Here is an 18,362-nt window from a genome sequence, read left to right as displayed (position 1 = left end):
AAAACAATGGCTATGAATGATCATAAAAGAAGCGGCGGCGGTGCCGGTGGTAACAGAAAGAGAATGAAAAGAAAAGTTTGTGCTTTCTGTATGGATAAGGCAACTGCAATCGACTATAAAGACATAAATAAATTAAGAAAATATGTTACAGAAAGAGGAAAGATTCTTCCTAGAAGAATTTCTGGAAACTGTGCAAAACATCAAAGAATGCTTACTGTATCTATAAAAAGAGCAAGAAATATAGCATTACTACCATTTACTACTGAATAGAAAACTTTTCTATACATAATAAATGACTAAAAGCAGCGCCTTAAGGTGGCTGCTTTTATTTTTTTAAAGGCAAATTAAATATTTTAATTAATAATGAAAATATAAATGTAAAATTATATATCATCAAGTGTAATTTGTAGTATACTTATAATTGCAACCCATAAAATGTAAACATGTAAATATTGGATGTTAGTTGATTTTGTTTAGAATAGAAACAAACTTTAGTTGCATAAATATAGAAAACTAACTAAAATAGAGTTATAAGCATAAGCCTACAAGGGGAGATGATATACTATGAAAAGGGATGATTTTAATATAATGTCTAATGTTAAGTTAATTGAAAGTTTGAAGGCTGAGCTATTATGTATAATAGGTGATTTCTTCAAGTTGCTAAGTAAAGGAAGTAATGTTGCCCAAGATGCAATACTAGATTGTATTTCAGGGGCAATAATACTTTTATATATATTAGGTGAAAGGTTAGGATATTCAAATATTGCAGTGGATGAGAGCATGAAAAAGAAGCTAAAGGTGGGAATAGTTGAGGGAGATAATATAGAAAAGGAAGGAAAAGACTTAAGTAAACTCTATACGCACCTAAAGGGTCGATAAGTAATGGAGGATAAGATGGGAAATAAAAATTATAGTACGAAGGCTATTGTAGAGGCCGCTCTTATATCTGTTATAATTTCGGTAATAATGATTTTAACGAGCTACTTGCCAATGGTGTCATTTATAGGAACATTAATATTACCAATTCCTGTAGCAATACTTTATATAAGGTATAATAAAAAGGTAACAGTTACTGCTATATTCCTCAGCATAATTTTAACATCTATATTATTTAATCCAATAAGGGCAATATATGCAGCTATCCCTTGTATCGTTATTGGCATAGTGCTTGGTTATTGTGTTAAGAAAAGCAAAGGGTCATCTATAACCTTATTATTTTTAACTATAGCATGTTCAATATCAAATGTACTAACAATAGCTTTTTCTTTGTCATTCATAGCAAAAGTCAATTTTATGGATTTTAGTTCTAGATTCATTGGGGTTATAAAGAAAGCGATGAAAATATCAATTGATGGAGCAAAAAATACTTATATGCAAAATGGTATTACTCCCGATCAATTAAAGGTTTTAGATAGAAGTTATGAAATGATAAATAAAATTGATGTTGCTTTATTTTTGGCAATAATACCAACAGCTATTTTTATCAACGCATTAATATCAGCTTATTTGAATTATATAGTGTCTAGAGCGATACTAAACAAGCTAAACTATAAGATGGAGCCAGTATTACCTTTTAGCAAAATTTGCGTTTCTAACATAGTAGGTGCTGTTTTAATAGGGGTGGTATGTATAGGCATAATTCTTGCATCAAAGAATATAACCGGTGGGAAGTATATACGAAGTTCTTCTCAGTTTCTGGTGCAGATTGTATTTATTGTAAATGGACTTGCAGCAAGTACATATTATTTAAGAGTGAAAAAAAAATTATCTAAACCAATAGTAATATTGATTTTAGGTTTAACAATGATTTCTCCTCTAAGCAGTATTTACTTTTCAATAGGACTCATGGAAATGGCTTTTGATTTTAGAAAGCTTGATCCATATAGAATCAGAAGAAAATAATTGGGGTGCTAATTATGGATAACAAATATAATTATTTTAATGTTAATAATAAAATATATATGGTGACCATGGCCATACTCATATATATAATATTTTATTATGGGCATTTTCAAGTGGGACTTGTAGCGCTTGGTTTATACGCAATGCTTGTAGTATATAATATATACAATTCTAAAATTAAAAAAAATGAATGGAAAATATTTATCGAAAATTTTTCATCTAAACTGGATATAGCAACTACAAGCACTTTAGTAAAACTTCCCTTTCCGTTAATAATAATTGGGTATACGGGAAACGTTTTATGGTACAATCAAAGTGTAACAACAATGCTCGAAGGGGAAGATCTTTTAAACAAAAACATTAGAGACATAATAAAGGAACTTAATTTAAAACAAGTTTTAGAGGGTAAAAAGAATATATTCCCAAATATTAAAATAAAAAATAAATGTTATGAAATCTACACAAATATTGTGGATACAAATGAGAATAAAAATGTTAAAGATAAGATTATGCTCTTATATTTTTATGATATAACTGAAAAAACTAATCTTATTAATGGCATTAATGGTGATCGAGAAAGTATAATGCTTGTGGAAGTTGATAACCTTGATGATGTTATAAAAACTACAGAAGAAGATAAGGCACCAATGCTTGTAGCAGAAATTGAGAGGACAATAAATAGCTATAGTCAGAGTGTTAATGCTATGGTAAAGAAGTATACATCTAATAAGTATGTTATTATAGTTCAAGACAAGTACATTGAAAAAGAAATAGAAAAGAAATTTGACATATTAGATAGTGTTCGTGAGATAAGTAACGGTAATAAACTTGCAGTTACTTTAAGCATAGGCGTTGGTAGGGGCCAAGATACACCACTGAAGAATTATGAATTTGCGACTTCTGCGAAGGAACTTGCATTAGGTCGTGGTGGTGATCAAGTAGTTGTAAAAAAAGGTGATAAATTATCTTTCTTTGGTGGGAAAACAAAAGAAGTTGAGAAGAGGACCAAAGTCCGTGCAAGAGTTATAGCTCATGCATTAATGGAGTTAGTAAATGAGAGCAATATAATTTTTATCATGGGTCACAAAAACGCTGATCCTGATTGTTTAGGTGCGGCTATTGGGTTATATAGCGTTATTAAGAGTTTAGACAAAGAGTGTTATATTATTCTTGAAGGAATAAATAGTGGAATAAAAAGCATGATGGATATAATACTTGATGATGAGCAGTACAAAAATACTTTTATAACTGGTGAAAAATTTAAAAATGTTAAAAATTCAAATAGTCTACTTATATTAGTAGATGTTCATAATGCAAGTCACGTACAGAATTTAGAAATAGTTAAAGAAGTTGAGAAAGTAGTTATAATCGATCATCATAGAAAGGCACAAGATTTTATACAAGGTGCAGTTCTTAGTTATATGGAAACATACGCATCATCTACCGCCGAATTAGTTACTGAGATGATTCAATATATGGTAGATAAACCATCGCTTAGGCATATAGAAGCGGTAAGCCTTTTAGCTGGAATATGTGTAGATACAAAGAATTTTTGTTTTAAAACAGGAGTCAGGACCTTTGAAGCGGCGGCCTTTTTAAGGCGTCATGGTGCAGATACTATGGATGTTAAAAAAATGTTTTCTGATGACCTAAATGTTTTCTTAAAGAGAGCTGATATTATAAGATCTGCAGAGATTAAAAATGAAATTGCGATAGCAGTTTGCCCAGAAGAAATACAAGATACAGTAGTTGCGGCTCAGGCTGCTGATGAACTTCTAAATATTACGGGTATTGAAGCATCATTTGTTATTGTTAAAGTAGAAGATGAAATATTTATTAGTGGAAGGTCCCTTGGAAAAATAAATGTACAGTTAATACTAGAGACATTAGGTGGGGGCGGGCACATGACTATGGCCGGTACAAAATTTACTTCCATGAAACTTTCCGAAGTAGTAGATAAAGTAAAGGAAGCTATAGAAAAATATTTAAAGGAGGATGAAAAATAATGAAAATTATATTATTAAAAGATATTAAAAGTATGGGTAAAAAGGGTGATGTATTAAACGCTGCAGATGGATATGCGAGGAATTATTTATTTCCAAGGAAATTAGCAGAGGAAGCTACTGATCCTAATATGCATATACTAAACAAGAAGAACGATATAGAAAGAAAAAAGAAAACATCCGAAATTGAGGATGCACAAAACACAGCAAATTCACTTAAAGATAAAGTAGTTAAAATAATTGGTAAAGCAGGGGAAAATGGAAAACTTTTTGGAGCAATTACAAGTAAAGATATAGCTTCAGCATTAAATAAGCAATGTAATTTAGATATCGATAAAAAGAAAATAGTAACAGATACAATAAAATTATTAGGAACTTATGATGTAGAGATTAAAATATATCCAGAAATATCTACTAAAATTAAAGTTCTTGTTTGTGAGGAATAATCATATAAAACGAAGGGAGGTAACGCTTTAGTAAATAAATGATAATACAATTTATTAAGGCGTATTAAGTTTGAAGACATTATACGAAGATAAAAATGCAGAACAATTAATAAAAGATGAATTGCCATTAGATACACAAATAGACGTTTTGTATGAAATAATGAGGAATGTAATAGATGAAGGTAGTATTAAGGCTAAAACTATAAAATTTAAACTTCAAAAACATATAAAAAGTGAAGACGTATATAGAAGATTATATGCTTTAAATAAAATTATCAGCAATGGTAAGGGAATAGATATGATGCCTAATGAAAAAAACATACAAGAGGTGTTAGATAGTACCAATGTATGGTTAACCGATGAAATAGCCAAAAGATATGTACAAAACAAGATTGAAGCAGAAGTTGAAAAAAATCTAATGGAGAAACAAGACAAATATATTGATGAAGTTAGACTAGGGATAATTAAGAAACAAAAGGGTCCAGAAAATGCTAAAACAATTAAGAAATATGATGACCTAAAAGCACTTGATAGCAGAAAACTTACTAAAAATATACAAGCAATGTTAAGACCCGAGAGTTTTAGCGAAATAGTTGGGCAAGAAAGAGCTATAAAATCTTTGTTATCTAAGATGGCATCGCCATATCCTCAACATATTATTCTTTATGGACCACCAGGAGTTGGTAAGACGACGGCTGCAAGACTTGCTCTTGAGGAAGCAAAAAAACTAAGTTATACTATTTATGATAAAGAGGCTAAGTTTGTAGAAGTAGATGGAACAACACTTAGGTGGGATCCAAGAGAAATAACAAATCCGCTACTAGGTTCAGTTCATGACCCGATATATCAGGGAAGTAAAAGAGACCTAGCTGAGGGTGGAATACCAGAACCAAAACCAGGGCTTGTAACAGAAGCTCATGGAGGAGTTTTATTTATTGATGAAATAGGTGAACTTGACAGTATTCTTCAAAATAAGTTACTTAAGGTTCTTGAGGATAAGCGAGTTGAATTTTCATCATCTTATTATGATCCTGAAGATGAAAATACACCTAAATATATAAAATATTTATTTGATAAAGGTGCACCAGCAGATTTTGTTTTAATAGGAGCGACGACCAAAGAACCATCTGAAATAAATCCAGCACTAAGATCAAGATGTACTGAAGTTTATTTTGAGCCTTTAGCTGCGACGGATATAGAGAATATCGTAGTAAATGCTGCGTCTAAATTAGAAGTTGAAATAGAAGAGGGGGTTGCACAAACAATTGGTAGATATACTATAGAAGGAAGAAAGGCTATAAATATTTTAGCGGATGCCTATGGATATGTATTGCATAATAGTGAACTATCAGATGAGTCTAAAGTTAGAATTGATATGAAAGATCTGCTAGAAGTTATATCTATAAGTAGATTGTTTCCATATGAGGAATTAGATAAAGATGTTAAAGCTGAAGTTGGACATATATATGGACTTGGAGTATCAGGATATATAGGGTCGACTATAGAAATAGAAACATCAGTATTTGAAGCCAAGGAAAAAGGTAAAGGTCATGTAAGGTTTAATGATACTGCTGGAAGTATGGCTAAGGACTCAGTATTTAATGCTGCGTCAGTAATAAGAAAAACCACTAATAAAGATATTAATGATTATGATATACATGTAAATATAGTAGGTGGAGGTAAAATTGATGGACCATCTGCAGGTGCCGCTATAACTGTATGTATAATTAGTTCACTTTTAGATAAACCTTTAAGGCAGGACATTGCAGTAACAGGGGAGATATCTCTAAGAGGAATTATAAAACCAGTAGGCGGTATATTTGAAAAGATTTATGGTGCAAGAAGAAAAGGCATTAAGCTAGTTATACTTCCTAGTGATAATGAAAAAGAAGTACCTACTGGTCTTAAGGATATTGATACTAAAACTGCTTCAAACATCGAAGAATTAATGAAATTAGTATTTTCATTAACGTAAAGTTACTTTGTATCAACTTAAGGTCTGTTCATTAACATAATGTCTGTTCATTAACATAATGTAATTATTAAAAATAAACTACAATTAATGGCCCTAAAAATGCAGCACCTTCGGTGCTGCATTTTTAGAAGGGCATAAAAGATTAATTTAGGAGAGATAGATAATGGATACACCCCTCAGAAGTTTACCGTATAACTTAGAAGCAGAACAATCAGTAATTGGATCAATGCTTATAGATAAAACCGCAATATCAAGAGTGGTGGAGGTTTTAAAGGGCGATGATTTTTACAGGGATTCTCATAAAGTTATATTTAGCGCAATATATGAATTATATCAAAAGGATACACCTATTGACATGATTACATTACTTGAGCATTTACGTTCGGCTGAAAAACTAGAAGCTTCAGGGGGGATTACTTATATTTCAGAGATAAGTAATTCAATACCCTCCACAGCTAATTTAAGTTCTTACATAAAAATTGTAGAGGATAAATCTACTTTAAGAAAACTTATTAAATCTTCTACTGAGATTATAGAAAATTGTTATAATAAACAAGATGACGTAGAAGCAGTAATGGATCTTGCAGAGCAAAAGGTATTTAACATATCACAGAAAAAAAATGCAGGAGACTTTGAGCCTATGAACACAGTGCTTGAGCGAGGATTTCTAGAAATAGAAAGAATCTTTAACAATAAAGGCGAAACAACTGGTATATCTAGTGGGTTCCCAGAACTTGATGATAAAACAGCTGGATTTCAAAAGGGTGATATGATCCTTATTGCAGCTAGACCGTCTATGGGTAAAACTACATTTGCACTAAATCTTGCCGAGTATGCGGCTCTTAGACAGGGTAAGAGCGTTGCTGTATTTTCTCTGGAAATGTCTAAAGAACAACTTTCCTATAAACTATTATGTTCAGAAGCAAATGTTGATATGTCAAAGCTTAGACATGGTGATTTAGAAGATAGAGACTGGGAAAATATAGCAAAAGCATCCGGACCACTTGCGGCTGCTAAAATATTCATTGATGATACAGCAGGAACTTCTGTTATGGATATGCGTTCAAAATGTAGAAAATTAAAAATGGAACATGGAATAGATATGATAGTCATAGATTACCTTCAGCTTATGACTGGAAGCAATACAGAAAGTAGACAACAGGAAGTATCAGAAATATCTAGATCTATTAAAGCACTCGCAAAAGAGATGCAGTGTCCAGTTATAGCATTATCACAGCTATCACGTGCTCCAGAGCAAAGAACGGACCATCGTCCTATGCTATCTGACCTTAGAGAGTCAGGATCCATTGAGCAGGATGCTGATCTTGTTATGTTCTTATATAGAGATGAATACTATAATGAGGAGACGGAAGATAAAAACGTAGCAGAACTTATAATAGCAAAACAAAGAAATGGTCCTATAGGAACAGTAAAACTTGCATGGATAGGTCAATTCAGTAAATTTGCAAGGCTTGATGTAATTCACAGAGACTAATAAATTATAATAGGATAACAAAATTTATAAAATTTTGTTGTCCTATTTTTTTGTCCTATTTTTATTTGCATATGAAGAATAATGAAGAGGTTGTTATCACAGGAGTGTTATTAAGGATTTTTTCTTAAATATATATATGTATGTTTACATTTGTAAATATACATATATATATTTACAGGTATGTAAATAAACAATTACAGATATATTTATAAATATTTACAATTAAAGCAATTAAAAGAAGGATATTAACCTAAAATATAGAATATATAACAAGAAAGAACAAATAGAAAAATTTAGGAGGAATATGAAATGAACTTAACAGAAATATCAAAAAAATATCCTGCATTAAATAAAGTGTTGGCGTCAGTATTAACTGTAGATATAGGAAATACATTTACAAAAACAAGTACTAATGTAACTTTTGCGAGTCGTGTATCTGCTGTAAGTAAACATGGCTCGAGGGCTACAGGAATAAGTAACATTATTTGGAATGGTAAGTTATTTACAGTAGGAAACAAGGAAGGTAAACTAAATATGGAAGCTAATAAATATATGTCAGACCATTATAAGTTAAACCTACTTAATGCTATTGCATTAAGCTTTAAGGGTGAAACTAAGATAAGGGTAAGGCTTGCTGTGGGACTCCCAGCAGAATATTATATAGATCATAGTGTTCCACTAAAAAATGAAATTAAGAAGATGGAGAAGCAAACTATAACTATAAATAATGTAACATATGATATAGAAATTTTAGATGTACAAGTATTCAAACAAGGGGGAACGTTAAGTGCTGAAACAATGGAAACATTTAGTTACCCAATGCTATTACTTGATTTCGGTGGTGGTACTTTAGATGTGTCTCATTGGAAATATGAAAAAGATGAATTTGGTAATAAAGTACTTGGAATGACTAAGGCCAGTAGTTTTGCACAACATGGATTTGAACCAACAATAGAAGCACTTCTTACTAAGTTTAACTCAGCTGAAGGGTCTGATGGTAATTATGATATATCGGATGCTATTGAATTTTTAGAGGACAATGAACTACCTTTTGGGGACGATAATGTGTTGCAAGACATTAAAGATTTAGTGTTAAGACCTTATGTAGAGAAAGCAATCAGTTCAATTAATAGCTCTTTTAAACCGAATACTTGTAAAGATATAAGAATAATAGGTGGGCCTGCTATTCTATTACTAGAATATTTACAAACTGAGTTCACAAAAACTGAGCCAAAACTAATTGAAAATAAGAATCCTCAATGTGCAAATGCTATACTATTTGCTGAAAGATATAAAGAGCTTTTAGTATTAGAATACTTGGATGGAAATAAAGAAGTTGCTGCAACCAATGTTGAGAGGCAATAATCATGGGGGCACTCCGTAAAACTGTATCATCAAATTTAGGAGATGAAACAGACAAAGATTTAATAAATTATGTGGGTAATATGGAGAAGAAGGGTATAAATAATTCCAAACTTATTAAGCAAGCGTTAAGGTTTTATAGGGACTATGGTGATAAAGTTAAGAAATTAGATACTGTAGATATTGCAAATATTTTAGATAATCCGCAGGTTAAAGAGTATATAGGTAATATAGTTGGGGATCTTTTTAAAAGTGCTATGCCAGATTCTGATTTAAAGACTAGCGATTTAGTTGATGGTAACAAAATAAAAGAGGAGAAACAAAAAAAAGATATAGATTCTGTTGAAAGTGATTATATGAAAAGGCTTAGCTGCGTAAAAGATATGTCTCTATAGATAGGAGTGACGTAAAAGTCACTCCTATCTATATGTTTAAGTTTATAACTTTTTAATAAATACTCCATTTATATATATAGTAAAGTATTGACACATATGATAAAATATAAATAAGGTATTCCAAATAATATAAAAAAGGGTGATTCAATGTTCTGTCATAATTGTAATTCTCAAAATGATGATGGATCTAATTTTTGTAAAATTTGTGGCATTAATTTATTGATTCAAACTAATATGACGCAGGATCGAAATATTAGTTCGAAAAACTGGCTACTCACTTTGTTGCTGTGTATTTTCTTTGGTGCAGTAGGTATCCATAGGTTTTATGTAGGGAAAATAGGTACAGGGATTTTAATGATTTTAACTTTTGGTGGTTTTGGAATATGGGTGTTAGTTGATTTAATTTTGATTGTTACCAATGTATTTACTGATGCAAATGGATTAAAACTTAACAAAAATTTGTATCGTTATTAAACAAATGTAATAGTTAGAACTTTTTAATATATGCTGAAATAGCTCAGTTGGTAGAGTAACGCACTCGTAACGCGTAGGTCGAGGGTTCGATCCCCTTTTTCAGCTCCAATTGTAAATCAAACAAAATGAGTGTATCAAGACGATTTTTAATCATCTTGATACACTCATTTTTTATTGCTTATATATAAATAGCTAATAATTATATCTCAGTACTTGGAATATCATTTTGCATATCTCCATTTTTCTTACTTTTTTCTTGCATGAATACTATAATTCCTGGGAGTAATGAAATGATCATTATAGCTATTAACATATAAGAAAAATGAGTTTTAACAAAAGATAAATTGCCAAAGAAGTATCCTCCACCTAGGAACAAACTTACCCATAATCCACCGCCAAGAATATTATAAGGTATAAATTTTGAGTAATTCATTTTAGAAATACCAGCTACGAAGGGGACAAAGGTTCTAATTATTGGAATAAAACGGCCTATTACGATTGTCATTGAGCCATGTTTTTCATAGAATATTTGAGCTTTTTTTAAGTAATCTTTGTCAATAAACTTTATGGTATCATTTTCTAATATCTTTTTCCCTATAGTTTTGCCAAGATGGTAATTAGCAGTATCGCCGAGTACTGCTGCAATATATACCACTATTAGAAGAGTAAATATATTCATTGATCCAATCCCTGCGAGAGCTCCTGCGGCAAATAACATGGAGTCTCCTGGTAAGAATGGTGTGATAACTAGACCTGTTTCGCAAAATATAATTAAGAAAAGAATAACATAGCTTAATACCCCATACTGCTGCACTATCAAAGTTAAATACGTATCAATATGCATTATTTCATTTATAAAATTAATTAAAATATCCATATTTTCTCCTTTGTAATCATTTTATTTCCATTTGATTAACTAACTTATCTTATTGTTAATTTAATTATAATCACAAATTGTTGTATAAATATCAAATGGGTATGTAAATATTATGTTATTTATAAAAAAGCATTATTTATATATATTCACCATATATATAATAATGGAAGTTGATTAAGATGAAATATTATTGGTAATAATACTAGTAGATGTGAAAAATAAGAAGTTAAAAGGTTACTGTTTGAGCACTTAAAGTGTAATTACGTATAAGGTGAGGTTGAATGTATATGAAAAAAATAAAAGTTAAGGTTGGAGTAGACAAAAGCAAATTAATAAAAAGTGATAAAAGATTAGTTGCTTGTGGCAAGAATTTTTAAGCATAGGATATAGAAGGGTAATAAATTAAAACAATAGCGAGTTAGAAAAGTAGTTAAGGTTTAATCTTAACTGCTTTTTTCTATATATGGGTATAATTATAACCTCGTAACTTTTGTGTTATAAAGTATAAAAGTAATAGTACATATTATTATATTTAATTATAAGTATATAAAAAATAGCCGATCCATGTTACAATAATACCAACAAAAGTAATAATATGTAATTGTTGGAGATGGGTATATGAAAAAAATAATAACTTTTATAGCAGTTTTATTTATTATGGCAAGTTCACATACTGTATTTGCTGATAGTGGAATAATAAATGCAAGTTCATTATGCGTAAGGCAAAAATCTTCACTGTCATCTCCTATTATAACTTCACTTTTGAGAAATACTATGGTGAATACACTTGGAAAAGAGGGAAACTTCTATAAAATAAATTATAAAGGGAAGACTGGATATATATACAGTTCATATGTTAAAATAACGACAATAAATAGTACAAGCAGTGTGAATATATCACTGTTAAAATCTATGGGAACAGGTATTGTTACAGCATATAGTTTAAATGTGAGAAAAGAAGCTGCTATGGGTGACAACATTATAGAAATTATAAAAAAAGGTCTTAAAGTAAATATATATGGAACGCAAAATAGTTTTTATAAAATTATATATAATGGTAAAGTAGGGTATACATCTAAAACTTACATAAGCCTAGTTAATTCCCAATCATCTAGGGATAAGGATATTGATAGGTTAATGGCATACGTAAATACATTTTTGGGCATGCCATATTTATGGGGAGGTTCAACACCGGCTAAATTTAATGTTGTGGGTAAGTATGTAAGTGGTGGATTTGATTGTTCAGGTCTTGTGCAGTATGTTTATAAAAGCATAGGTATAAATTTACCTAGAACAACTATGGATCAAGTAAATGTAGGTTCATCAATTAATATAAATAGTCTTCAAAAGGGAGATTTGGTGTTTTTTAGAACAAACTTAGCAATACCTAATCAAGTATCCCATGTTGGTATATATGTTGGGAACAATAAGTTTATACAATCACCAAAGACAGGTGATTGTATTAAAATATCTTTATTAACTGGATACTATAATAATAATTTTGTAATAGGAAAAAGATTAATAAAATAAGCTAATTTACGCTTGTCCTATTAATCCTTTCATTAAAAATAAATATTATTGATGTTTACAAACCAATTAGATGTTTAACAGCATCTATAACTGGGGTTATCACATTTAATAAAATGGCAAGAATATCAGTTAATACAGGAACGGTAATACCTACTTGTTGAAGGACATATATTAAAAGAAATATACCAAGTGCAATACTTAATATCCTTCCAACCATTTTAAATACGGCAATACCAAGATAAGCAAGTAACAATGCTAATGCAAACATAATAATGGTATTAAGATTAATATTAGAAAAATTAACGTTCATGTGTACACCTCCGTTATTAAAAAATTATAACTTAAACAATATAGTTTAGCAACGGTAAATATTCTGGGAAACATTAGTAAACTTATATTTTATTTAATATTTTAATCTGTTAGATCAAAGTATTTGTTAAATGAAAATTAATAGTTAAGCTATAAAACAATTAGTTTAATTTATAAAGAATAATGATGTATAATTGATAGAGATATTAAAGTTATGTGATTCACTTTATAAGTGTAGAAACATTAGTTGACTGTATCATCATAACGTATTTTATATAATACATTTATTACAATATAAGGAGATAAATATGGAAATGAAGAAGATAAGTGAAATAAAAAAAGGGGATAGGATTGAAGGCTTTTTTGTTGTAAAGTCTGTAGACACAAAAGTTTCTAATAATAGCAATACAAATAAATATTTGGATTTTAATTTAGGTGATGCCTCAGGTGATATAAATGCAAAACTTTGGGAATGCAATGATGAATTAGAAAGTAAGTTTAGACAAAGCATATTAGTTAAAATTAAGGGAACTGTAAATGAATGGAGAGGAAAACTTCAATTAAAAATTGAAGCAATAAGATTAACAGAGGAAAAAGACAACGTAAAAATTTGTGATTATGTGGCAGTAGCACCTTACTCACCAGAAAAGATGTATGATGATGTTTTAAACTACTTATCTAAAATTGAAAATATAGATATTCAGAATATAGTTACTAATATTTTAACCTATAATGAAGAGAAACTAATGCATTACCCGGCAGCTAAGTCTAATCACCATGCTATAAGATCAGGGCTTTTATATCATACAACCACTATGCTTAAGGCAGGAGAAAAATTAAGCGAGATTTATACTTTTCTAAATACAGATTTGTTATATGCAGGTATAATACTTCATGATATTGGAAAAATATATGAGATGAATGCTAGTGAGCTTGGAATTGTAAGTGAGTATTCAGTGGAAGGACAACTTCTAGGACATATAATTCAAGGAGTTAAAATGATAGAAACAGCAAGTATTGAGGTTAAAGCGGATAAAGAGGTAACAATGTTGTTAGAACATATGGTACTTGCTCATCATTATGAAGCAGAATATGGAAGTCCTAAAAAACCAATGATACCAGAAGCAGAAATGTTACATCATTTAGACATAATGGATGCAAGAATGTATGATATGAATAAAGCCTTGGGGGATACAAAAGAAGGTAAATTTTCAGAAAGAATAAGATCCTTAGATAATATAAGTATTTATAATAGTTTTCTTAAAAAATAGACAAAAATATATTAATAAACGTGATAAAAATAGCAAGTATAATGGAGAGGTTTGCAATTAAATAATGGAAAAATACACTTATTCAATATATATGAATAAGTGCATTTTTGTTTTAAATTTGTATATAGGGTACTTTAATAATAATATACACGAACTATTATTAAAAACAAATTACTAATATTCGTATTTTGTATTGACTCCTTAATATTGCTCTGCTAATATTAAGGAGTATGGTTACCATTGATAATTTTTATTCTATACGGAGTAATATAAGGAGGCATATGAAATGAAAAATTTTTACGATGTAATTGTTGTAGGAGCCGGTCCAGCGGGAATATTTACCGCACTGGAAATTGCTAATAAAAAACCTGAACTCAGTGTACTTATAGTTGATAAAGGAAGAAATATAGAGAAAAGAAAATGTCCAGCGAGGATCAATGGTAAATGTGTCAAATGTAATCCCTGTGGAATAACATATGGATGGGCTGGAGCTGGAGCTTTTTCAGATGGTAAGCTTTCGCTAAGCCCAGAAGTTGGTGGAAGACTTCTAGAATATTTGTCTGAAGATGAATCAAAAAAATTGATAAAATACTGTGATGATATATACATAGAGTTTGGAGCAAATGAAAAGGTCTATGGACTTAACAGTGATAAAGTAGAGGACGTTAAATATGAGGCAAGTAAACACAATATTCGTCTTGTTGAGTGCCCGGTAAGGCATTTAGGAACAGAACTTGCGTATGAAGTCTTAAAATCTATGTATCATCATTTAATAGACAATACAAATACAGACTTTGTTGAACTTAGTGAAGTGGAAGAGATAATAATTGAGGACAATAAAGCTACTGGAGTATTATTAAAGAATAAAGACGGTGTATTTAAGGTTAATGCGAAATACGTTGTAGCTGCTCCTGGTAGAGGTGGGGCTGAGTGGATTGCAAATGAGGCTAAAAAACATGGCATAAAGGTTACTAATAATGCGGTAGATATTGGGGTAAGAGTAGAGGTACCTAATTCTGTTATGGATCATCTAACAAAGGACTTATATGAGGCAAAATTAGTTTATTATTCTGATACCTTTGGTAACAAGGTTAGAACCTTTTGTATGAATCCAGGTGGAGTAGTGTCAGCAGAGTATTATGATGATAATACTATTGCAGTTGTAAATGGTCATAGTTACTCAGATCAAAAGCTTAGAACGAATAATACAAACTTTGCAATGCTTGTATCTACTAGTTTTACAGAGCCATTTAATCAGCCTATTGGTTATGGAAAATATATAGCTCAGTTAGGTAATATGTTAACTGGTGGCGGAATAATGGTTCAAAGACTCGGGGATTTACTAAAGGGAAGAAGAACAGATGTTAATAGATTAAGTAAGTCAACTACAGTGCCTACCCTAAAATCGGCAGTACCAGGTGATTTAAGTTTTGTATTACCACAAAGACATTTAACGTCTATTGTAGAAGCATTAAAGGCTTTTGACAAGATAGCTCCAGGGTTATATAGTAAAAATACATTATTATATGGCGTAGAAGTTAAGTTTTATTCTAGTAAATTTAGTACAAATGATAAGTTTGAAACAGCAATTAACAATTTGTATACTATAGGGGATGGTGCAGGAATAACTAGAGGGCTAATGCAAGCATCTGCAACTGGAGTCATAGTAGCAAGAGATATAACTACAAAGGAAGATTAAGATTACAGCACCTTCGATGATGATTAATTTAAATAATTGGTTATATGAATGTTTAAAGTGTATAATTTAGATATAAAGTAAACATAATAGGCAATAAAGTTTGAGCGCCAAGGGATCTAAGAAATTTATTGCGAATTGAAAGAAAGCGAGGAATTTATATGTCAGCATTTATTGTTTTAGGGGCCCAGTGGGGTGATGAAGGTAAAGGTAAGATGACAGATTATCTTGCTGAGGGAGCAGACGTTGTAGTCAGATTCCAAGGCGGAAACAATGCAGGTCATACTGTTGTTGTAGGAGATAAGGAATACAAACTTCACTTAATACCATCAGGAATACTATACAAGAATAAATTGAATGTAATAGGTAATGGTGTTGTTGTAGATCCGGAGGCTCTATTTAAAGAAATGGACTATCTACAAGATTTAGGTGAGAATATAACACCTGAAAGATTAATGATTAGTGATAGATCTCAGGTTATAATGCCTTACCATAAAGAGTTAGACAATTTATATGAGATAGCTAGAGGTAAAAATGATATTGGAACTACTAAAAAAGGTATAGGCCCTTGTTACACTGATAAATTTGAAAGAAGTGGAATTAGAGTTTGTGACTTAATGAAAAAAGATGTTCTAAAAGAAAAACTTAAAGCTAATTTAACAATTAAGAATGATATAATAACAAAAGTTTTGGGTGGAAAAGCTTTAGATTTTGATACAATATATACACAGTATTTAGAATATGCAGATAGGATGAGACCTTTTGTAAAAGATATATCAGTTAAAGTTTATGATTCAATAAAAGCTGAAAAAAATGTTTTATTTGAAGGAGCACAAGGCACTTTACTTGATATAGATTATGGTTCATATCCTTTTGTAACTTCATCAAACACTATTGCAGGTGGAGTTTGTGTTGGAGCAGGAATAGGACCTACTATGATTACAAGTGTCGTAGGAGTAGCTAAGGCTTACACTACAAGAGTAGGAAAAGGACCATTTCCAACAGAACTTGAGGATGAAACGGGAGAATGGATTCGCGAAAAAGGATTTGAATTTGGTGTAACAACAGGTAGAGCAAGAAGATGTGGATGGCTTGATCTTGTTATATTAAAATCTGCAGCAAGAGTTTCTGGAATCACTAGTTTTGCTGTAACAAAAATAGATACTTTAGCAGGACTTAAAAAAATCAAAATATGCGTAGGATATAAATTTGAGGGTAGTATTATAGATTATTTCCCAGCAAGTCTTGAAGATTTAGCTATGTGCGTGCCTATATATGAAGAATTTGATGGTTGGGACACAAGTATAGCAGATGCAAGAAGTTATGAAGAGCTTCCTGAAAATGCTAAAATATACTTAAAGAGAATTGAAGAGTTTACGAGTGTCAAAGTTTCAATAGTTTCAGTAGGTCCTAAAAGAGATCAAACAATGGTATTAACCGAAATATAGTATATAAATATTATATTAAATTGTTTTATACTCATGTATGTTTTTTATATTATAGGAAAATATAAATAATATAGAAAATATGCATAAGGTATACAAATTGGTACTAAAGATTAAAAAAGTGCGTACTAGTAAAGTTTAAGTATATAGAATACAATGAGAATGAGAATTAAAGTTAGTGAATATTTTTATTTATTAACTAGTCAAATTCTGATATAATTATTTCAAACTAAAATAAAGTGAGGTATATAATATGAAAATAACTAAGGATATGACAATAGGCGAAGTTGTAAGACAAAAACCAGAATCAGTTCAAGTATTAATGAATTTTGGAATGGGTTGTGTTGGATGCCCTTCAGCACAAGCTGAAACATTAGAAGAAGCATCAATGGTTCATGGTCTTAATTTAGAAGAATTAATGACTGCAATAAACGCATAAAAAAATTAAGACACTTAGCAAATGCTAAGTGTCTTGTTTTTTAAGTTTTTCTTATTTTTTTAATGGCCAATATAACAGGAATGGTAATTATAGTAGCTATGATGGCTTCTGGAACACCATTTATTATAGCAATGCCATAAATAGTTTTTGCAGCAATAGAAGGATCTATGCCCTTAGAAACGGCGAATTTAGCTGCGTATAAAATGTATACCATAGTTAAAACCCCAAATGTGTTAGTTAAAGAACCAATTACGGTAGCAAGTCCAATTCTTAGGTTTTCATTTTTACCAAAGCTTAGTTTATAAACATAGTACGAAGTAAGACCAATAAGAACCCTTGGTAATACAGATACTAAAGGATTTATAAAAGCAAAAGATAGTATATTGGGGGCGGTTATGTTTTGTATAATACTAAAAACACCAAATATTAAACCAATCGTCATTCCAACTATAGGGCCACCTATAATTGAACCTATAATAACCGGAATATGCATTATAGTAGCTTTGGCACCAGGAAGTGGAATAAAACCATATCCAGTTAATCCAAGTACTACACAAACAGCTGATAGCATACCAATGGTTGTAAGTTCACTTGTTTTTATTTTTCTAATTTTAATAGAGTTGTTATTAATCATGTGTTCCCTCCGCTCTTATTCCATAAGGATATAAGTCGACCTATTCATAATCCTTATTTATAGTTCAGTTTCGTAATGAATACTGACAACAATATTTTATCACTTATTT

Annotated in this window: 18 protein-coding genes and 1 tRNA gene; 16 read left to right on the top strand and 3 right to left on the bottom strand. The window is 30.6% G+C overall.

The window, feature by feature from the left end:
* Nucleotides 1–6 precede the first annotated feature (6 nt).
* The 11 genes from rpsR to KPL44_RS19420 all read left to right on the top strand — a co-directional run bounded on the left by rpsR (nucleotide 7) and on the right by KPL44_RS19420 (nucleotide 10,160).
* Complete coding sequence (rpsR, locus tag KPL44_RS19470) at nucleotides 7–270, top strand: 30S ribosomal protein S18 (RefSeq protein ID WP_071614782.1); 264 nt, start codon at nucleotides 7–9, stop codon at nucleotides 268–270.
* Between the two features lie 294 nt (nucleotides 271–564).
* The gene (locus KPL44_RS19465; RefSeq protein WP_216253435.1) at nucleotides 565–879 is read left to right on the top strand and encodes a MazG-like family protein; all 315 of its coding nucleotides are present in this window, start codon (nucleotides 565–567) and stop codon (nucleotides 877–879) included.
* A 15-nt stretch (nucleotides 880–894) separates the two neighbouring features.
* The gene (locus tag KPL44_RS19460) at nucleotides 895–1,902 is read left to right on the top strand and encodes a DUF2232 domain-containing protein (protein WP_216253433.1); all 1,008 of its coding nucleotides are present in this window, start codon (nucleotides 895–897) and stop codon (nucleotides 1,900–1,902) included.
* Nucleotides 1,903–1,916: 14 nt separating this feature from the next.
* A complete protein-coding gene (locus tag KPL44_RS19455; protein ID WP_216253431.1) occupies nucleotides 1,917–3,908 on the top strand; it encodes a DHH family phosphoesterase in 1,992 nt (663 codons plus the stop codon).
* Complete coding sequence (gene rplI / locus KPL44_RS19450; protein WP_216253429.1) at nucleotides 3,908–4,351, top strand: 50S ribosomal protein L9; 444 nt, start codon at nucleotides 3,908–3,910, stop codon at nucleotides 4,349–4,351. The genes KPL44_RS19455 and rplI overlap by 1 nt, the downstream gene beginning before the upstream one ends.
* Before the next feature lie 70 nt (nucleotides 4,352–4,421).
* Nucleotides 4,422–6,326, top strand: a complete 1,905-nt coding sequence (lonC, locus tag KPL44_RS19445) for a Lon family ATP-dependent protease (protein ID WP_216253427.1) — start codon at nucleotides 4,422–4,424, stop codon at nucleotides 6,324–6,326.
* A 163-nt stretch (nucleotides 6,327–6,489) separates the two neighbouring features.
* Nucleotides 6,490–7,821, top strand: coding sequence for a replicative DNA helicase (locus KPL44_RS19440; protein ID WP_216126401.1), 1,332 nt, complete (start codon nucleotides 6,490–6,492; stop codon nucleotides 7,819–7,821).
* A gap of 309 nt (nucleotides 7,822–8,130) precedes the next feature.
* Entirely contained in the window at nucleotides 8,131–9,186 is a 1,056-nt protein-coding gene (locus tag KPL44_RS19435; RefSeq protein ID WP_216253425.1) for a ParM/StbA family protein, read from the top strand.
* Between the two features lie 2 nt (nucleotides 9,187–9,188).
* Nucleotides 9,189–9,578, top strand: coding sequence for a hypothetical protein (locus tag KPL44_RS19430; protein ID WP_216253423.1), 390 nt, complete (start codon nucleotides 9,189–9,191; stop codon nucleotides 9,576–9,578).
* Between the two features lie 147 nt (nucleotides 9,579–9,725).
* Entirely contained in the window at nucleotides 9,726–10,052 is a 327-nt protein-coding gene (locus tag KPL44_RS19425; protein WP_216253421.1) for a zinc-ribbon domain and TM2 domain-containing protein, read from the top strand.
* 32 nt (nucleotides 10,053–10,084) lie between these two features.
* Nucleotides 10,085–10,160, top strand: a tRNA-Thr gene (locus tag KPL44_RS19420).
* A gap of 91 nt (nucleotides 10,161–10,251) precedes the next feature.
* Here the strand turns inward: KPL44_RS19420 and KPL44_RS19415 are convergent.
* Nucleotides 10,252–10,929, bottom strand: a complete 678-nt coding sequence (locus KPL44_RS19415; protein WP_216253419.1) for a VTT domain-containing protein — start codon at nucleotides 10,927–10,929, stop codon at nucleotides 10,252–10,254.
* Nucleotides 10,930–11,547: 618 nt separating this feature from the next.
* Between KPL44_RS19415 and KPL44_RS19410 the strand changes: the two genes are divergently transcribed.
* Entirely contained in the window at nucleotides 11,548–12,459 is a 912-nt protein-coding gene (locus KPL44_RS19410; protein WP_216253418.1) for a C40 family peptidase, read from the top strand.
* Nucleotides 12,460–12,514: 55 nt separating this feature from the next.
* Here the strand turns inward: KPL44_RS19410 and KPL44_RS19405 are convergent, their stop codons facing one another.
* A complete protein-coding gene (locus KPL44_RS19405) occupies nucleotides 12,515–12,769 on the bottom strand; it encodes a hypothetical protein (RefSeq protein ID WP_216253416.1) in 255 nt (84 codons plus the stop codon).
* 307 nt (nucleotides 12,770–13,076) lie between these two features.
* Here KPL44_RS19405 and KPL44_RS19400 point away from each other — a divergent pair, with 307 nt between their 5' ends.
* From KPL44_RS19400 to KPL44_RS19385, 4 genes are all read left to right on the top strand, one after another.
* The gene (locus KPL44_RS19400) at nucleotides 13,077–14,039 is read left to right on the top strand and encodes a 3'-5' exoribonuclease YhaM family protein (RefSeq protein WP_216253414.1); all 963 of its coding nucleotides are present in this window, start codon (nucleotides 13,077–13,079) and stop codon (nucleotides 14,037–14,039) included.
* A 286-nt stretch (nucleotides 14,040–14,325) separates the two neighbouring features.
* Nucleotides 14,326–15,738: an NAD(P)/FAD-dependent oxidoreductase gene (locus KPL44_RS19395; RefSeq protein ID WP_216253411.1), complete on the top strand. Its 1,413-nt coding sequence runs from the start codon at nucleotides 14,326–14,328 to the stop codon at nucleotides 15,736–15,738.
* Between the two features lie 158 nt (nucleotides 15,739–15,896).
* The gene (locus KPL44_RS19390) at nucleotides 15,897–17,183 is read left to right on the top strand and encodes an adenylosuccinate synthase (RefSeq protein WP_216253409.1); all 1,287 of its coding nucleotides are present in this window, start codon (nucleotides 15,897–15,899) and stop codon (nucleotides 17,181–17,183) included.
* 250 nt (nucleotides 17,184–17,433) lie between these two features.
* The gene (locus KPL44_RS19385; RefSeq protein ID WP_071614767.1) at nucleotides 17,434–17,619 is read left to right on the top strand and encodes a DUF1858 domain-containing protein; all 186 of its coding nucleotides are present in this window, start codon (nucleotides 17,434–17,436) and stop codon (nucleotides 17,617–17,619) included.
* A gap of 40 nt (nucleotides 17,620–17,659) precedes the next feature.
* On the opposite strand, the gene KPL44_RS19380 is transcribed toward KPL44_RS19385, so the two are convergent.
* A complete protein-coding gene (locus KPL44_RS19380) occupies nucleotides 17,660–18,253 on the bottom strand; it encodes an ECF transporter S component (RefSeq protein ID WP_216253408.1) in 594 nt (197 codons plus the stop codon).
* Between the last annotated feature and the right edge of the window lie 109 nt (nucleotides 18,254–18,362).

This window comes from Clostridium sp. DSM 17811 (assembly GCF_018861905.1).
GTDB classification, from domain to species: Bacteria; Bacillota; Clostridia; order Clostridiales; family Clostridiaceae; genus Clostridium_AD; species Clostridium_AD frigoriphilum.
The sequence above is the reverse complement of the archived record's forward strand: the minus strand, read 5'-3'. Positions and strand labels throughout refer to the sequence as shown.

Coding starts and splice junctions, on each gene's coding strand:
- KPL44_RS19405 (WP_216253416.1), bottom strand. CDS start 12,769: ATGAACGTTAATTTTTCTAATATTAATCTTAATACCATTATTATGTTT.
- KPL44_RS19410 (WP_216253418.1), top strand. CDS start 11,548: ATGAAAAAAATAATAACTTTTATAGCAGTTTTATTTATTATGGCAAGT.
- KPL44_RS19385 (WP_071614767.1), top strand. CDS start 17,434: ATGAAAATAACTAAGGATATGACAATAGGCGAAGTTGTAAGACAAAAA.
- KPL44_RS19425 (WP_216253421.1), top strand. CDS start 9,726: ATGTTCTGTCATAATTGTAATTCTCAAAATGATGATGGATCTAATTTT.
- KPL44_RS19440 (WP_216126401.1), top strand. CDS start 6,490: ATGGATACACCCCTCAGAAGTTTACCGTATAACTTAGAAGCAGAACAA.
- KPL44_RS19415 (WP_216253419.1), bottom strand. CDS start 10,929: ATGGATATTTTAATTAATTTTATAAATGAAATAATGCATATTGATACG.
- KPL44_RS19395 (WP_216253411.1), top strand. CDS start 14,326: ATGAAAAATTTTTACGATGTAATTGTTGTAGGAGCCGGTCCAGCGGGA.
- rplI (WP_216253429.1), top strand. CDS start 3,908: ATGAAAATTATATTATTAAAAGATATTAAAAGTATGGGTAAAAAGGGT.
- KPL44_RS19430 (WP_216253423.1), top strand. CDS start 9,189: ATGGGGGCACTCCGTAAAACTGTATCATCAAATTTAGGAGATGAAACA.
- KPL44_RS19465 (WP_216253435.1), top strand. CDS start 565: ATGAAAAGGGATGATTTTAATATAATGTCTAATGTTAAGTTAATTGAA.
- KPL44_RS19435 (WP_216253425.1), top strand. CDS start 8,131: ATGAACTTAACAGAAATATCAAAAAAATATCCTGCATTAAATAAAGTG.
- KPL44_RS19390 (WP_216253409.1), top strand. CDS start 15,897: ATGTCAGCATTTATTGTTTTAGGGGCCCAGTGGGGTGATGAAGGTAAA.
- KPL44_RS19460 (WP_216253433.1), top strand. CDS start 895: ATGGGAAATAAAAATTATAGTACGAAGGCTATTGTAGAGGCCGCTCTT.
- KPL44_RS19455 (WP_216253431.1), top strand. CDS start 1,917: ATGGATAACAAATATAATTATTTTAATGTTAATAATAAAATATATATG.
- KPL44_RS19380 (WP_216253408.1), bottom strand. CDS start 18,253: ATGATTAATAACAACTCTATTAAAATTAGAAAAATAAAAACAAGTGAA.
- KPL44_RS19400 (WP_216253414.1), top strand. CDS start 13,077: ATGGAAATGAAGAAGATAAGTGAAATAAAAAAAGGGGATAGGATTGAA.
- rpsR (WP_071614782.1), top strand. CDS start 7: ATGGCTATGAATGATCATAAAAGAAGCGGCGGCGGTGCCGGTGGTAAC.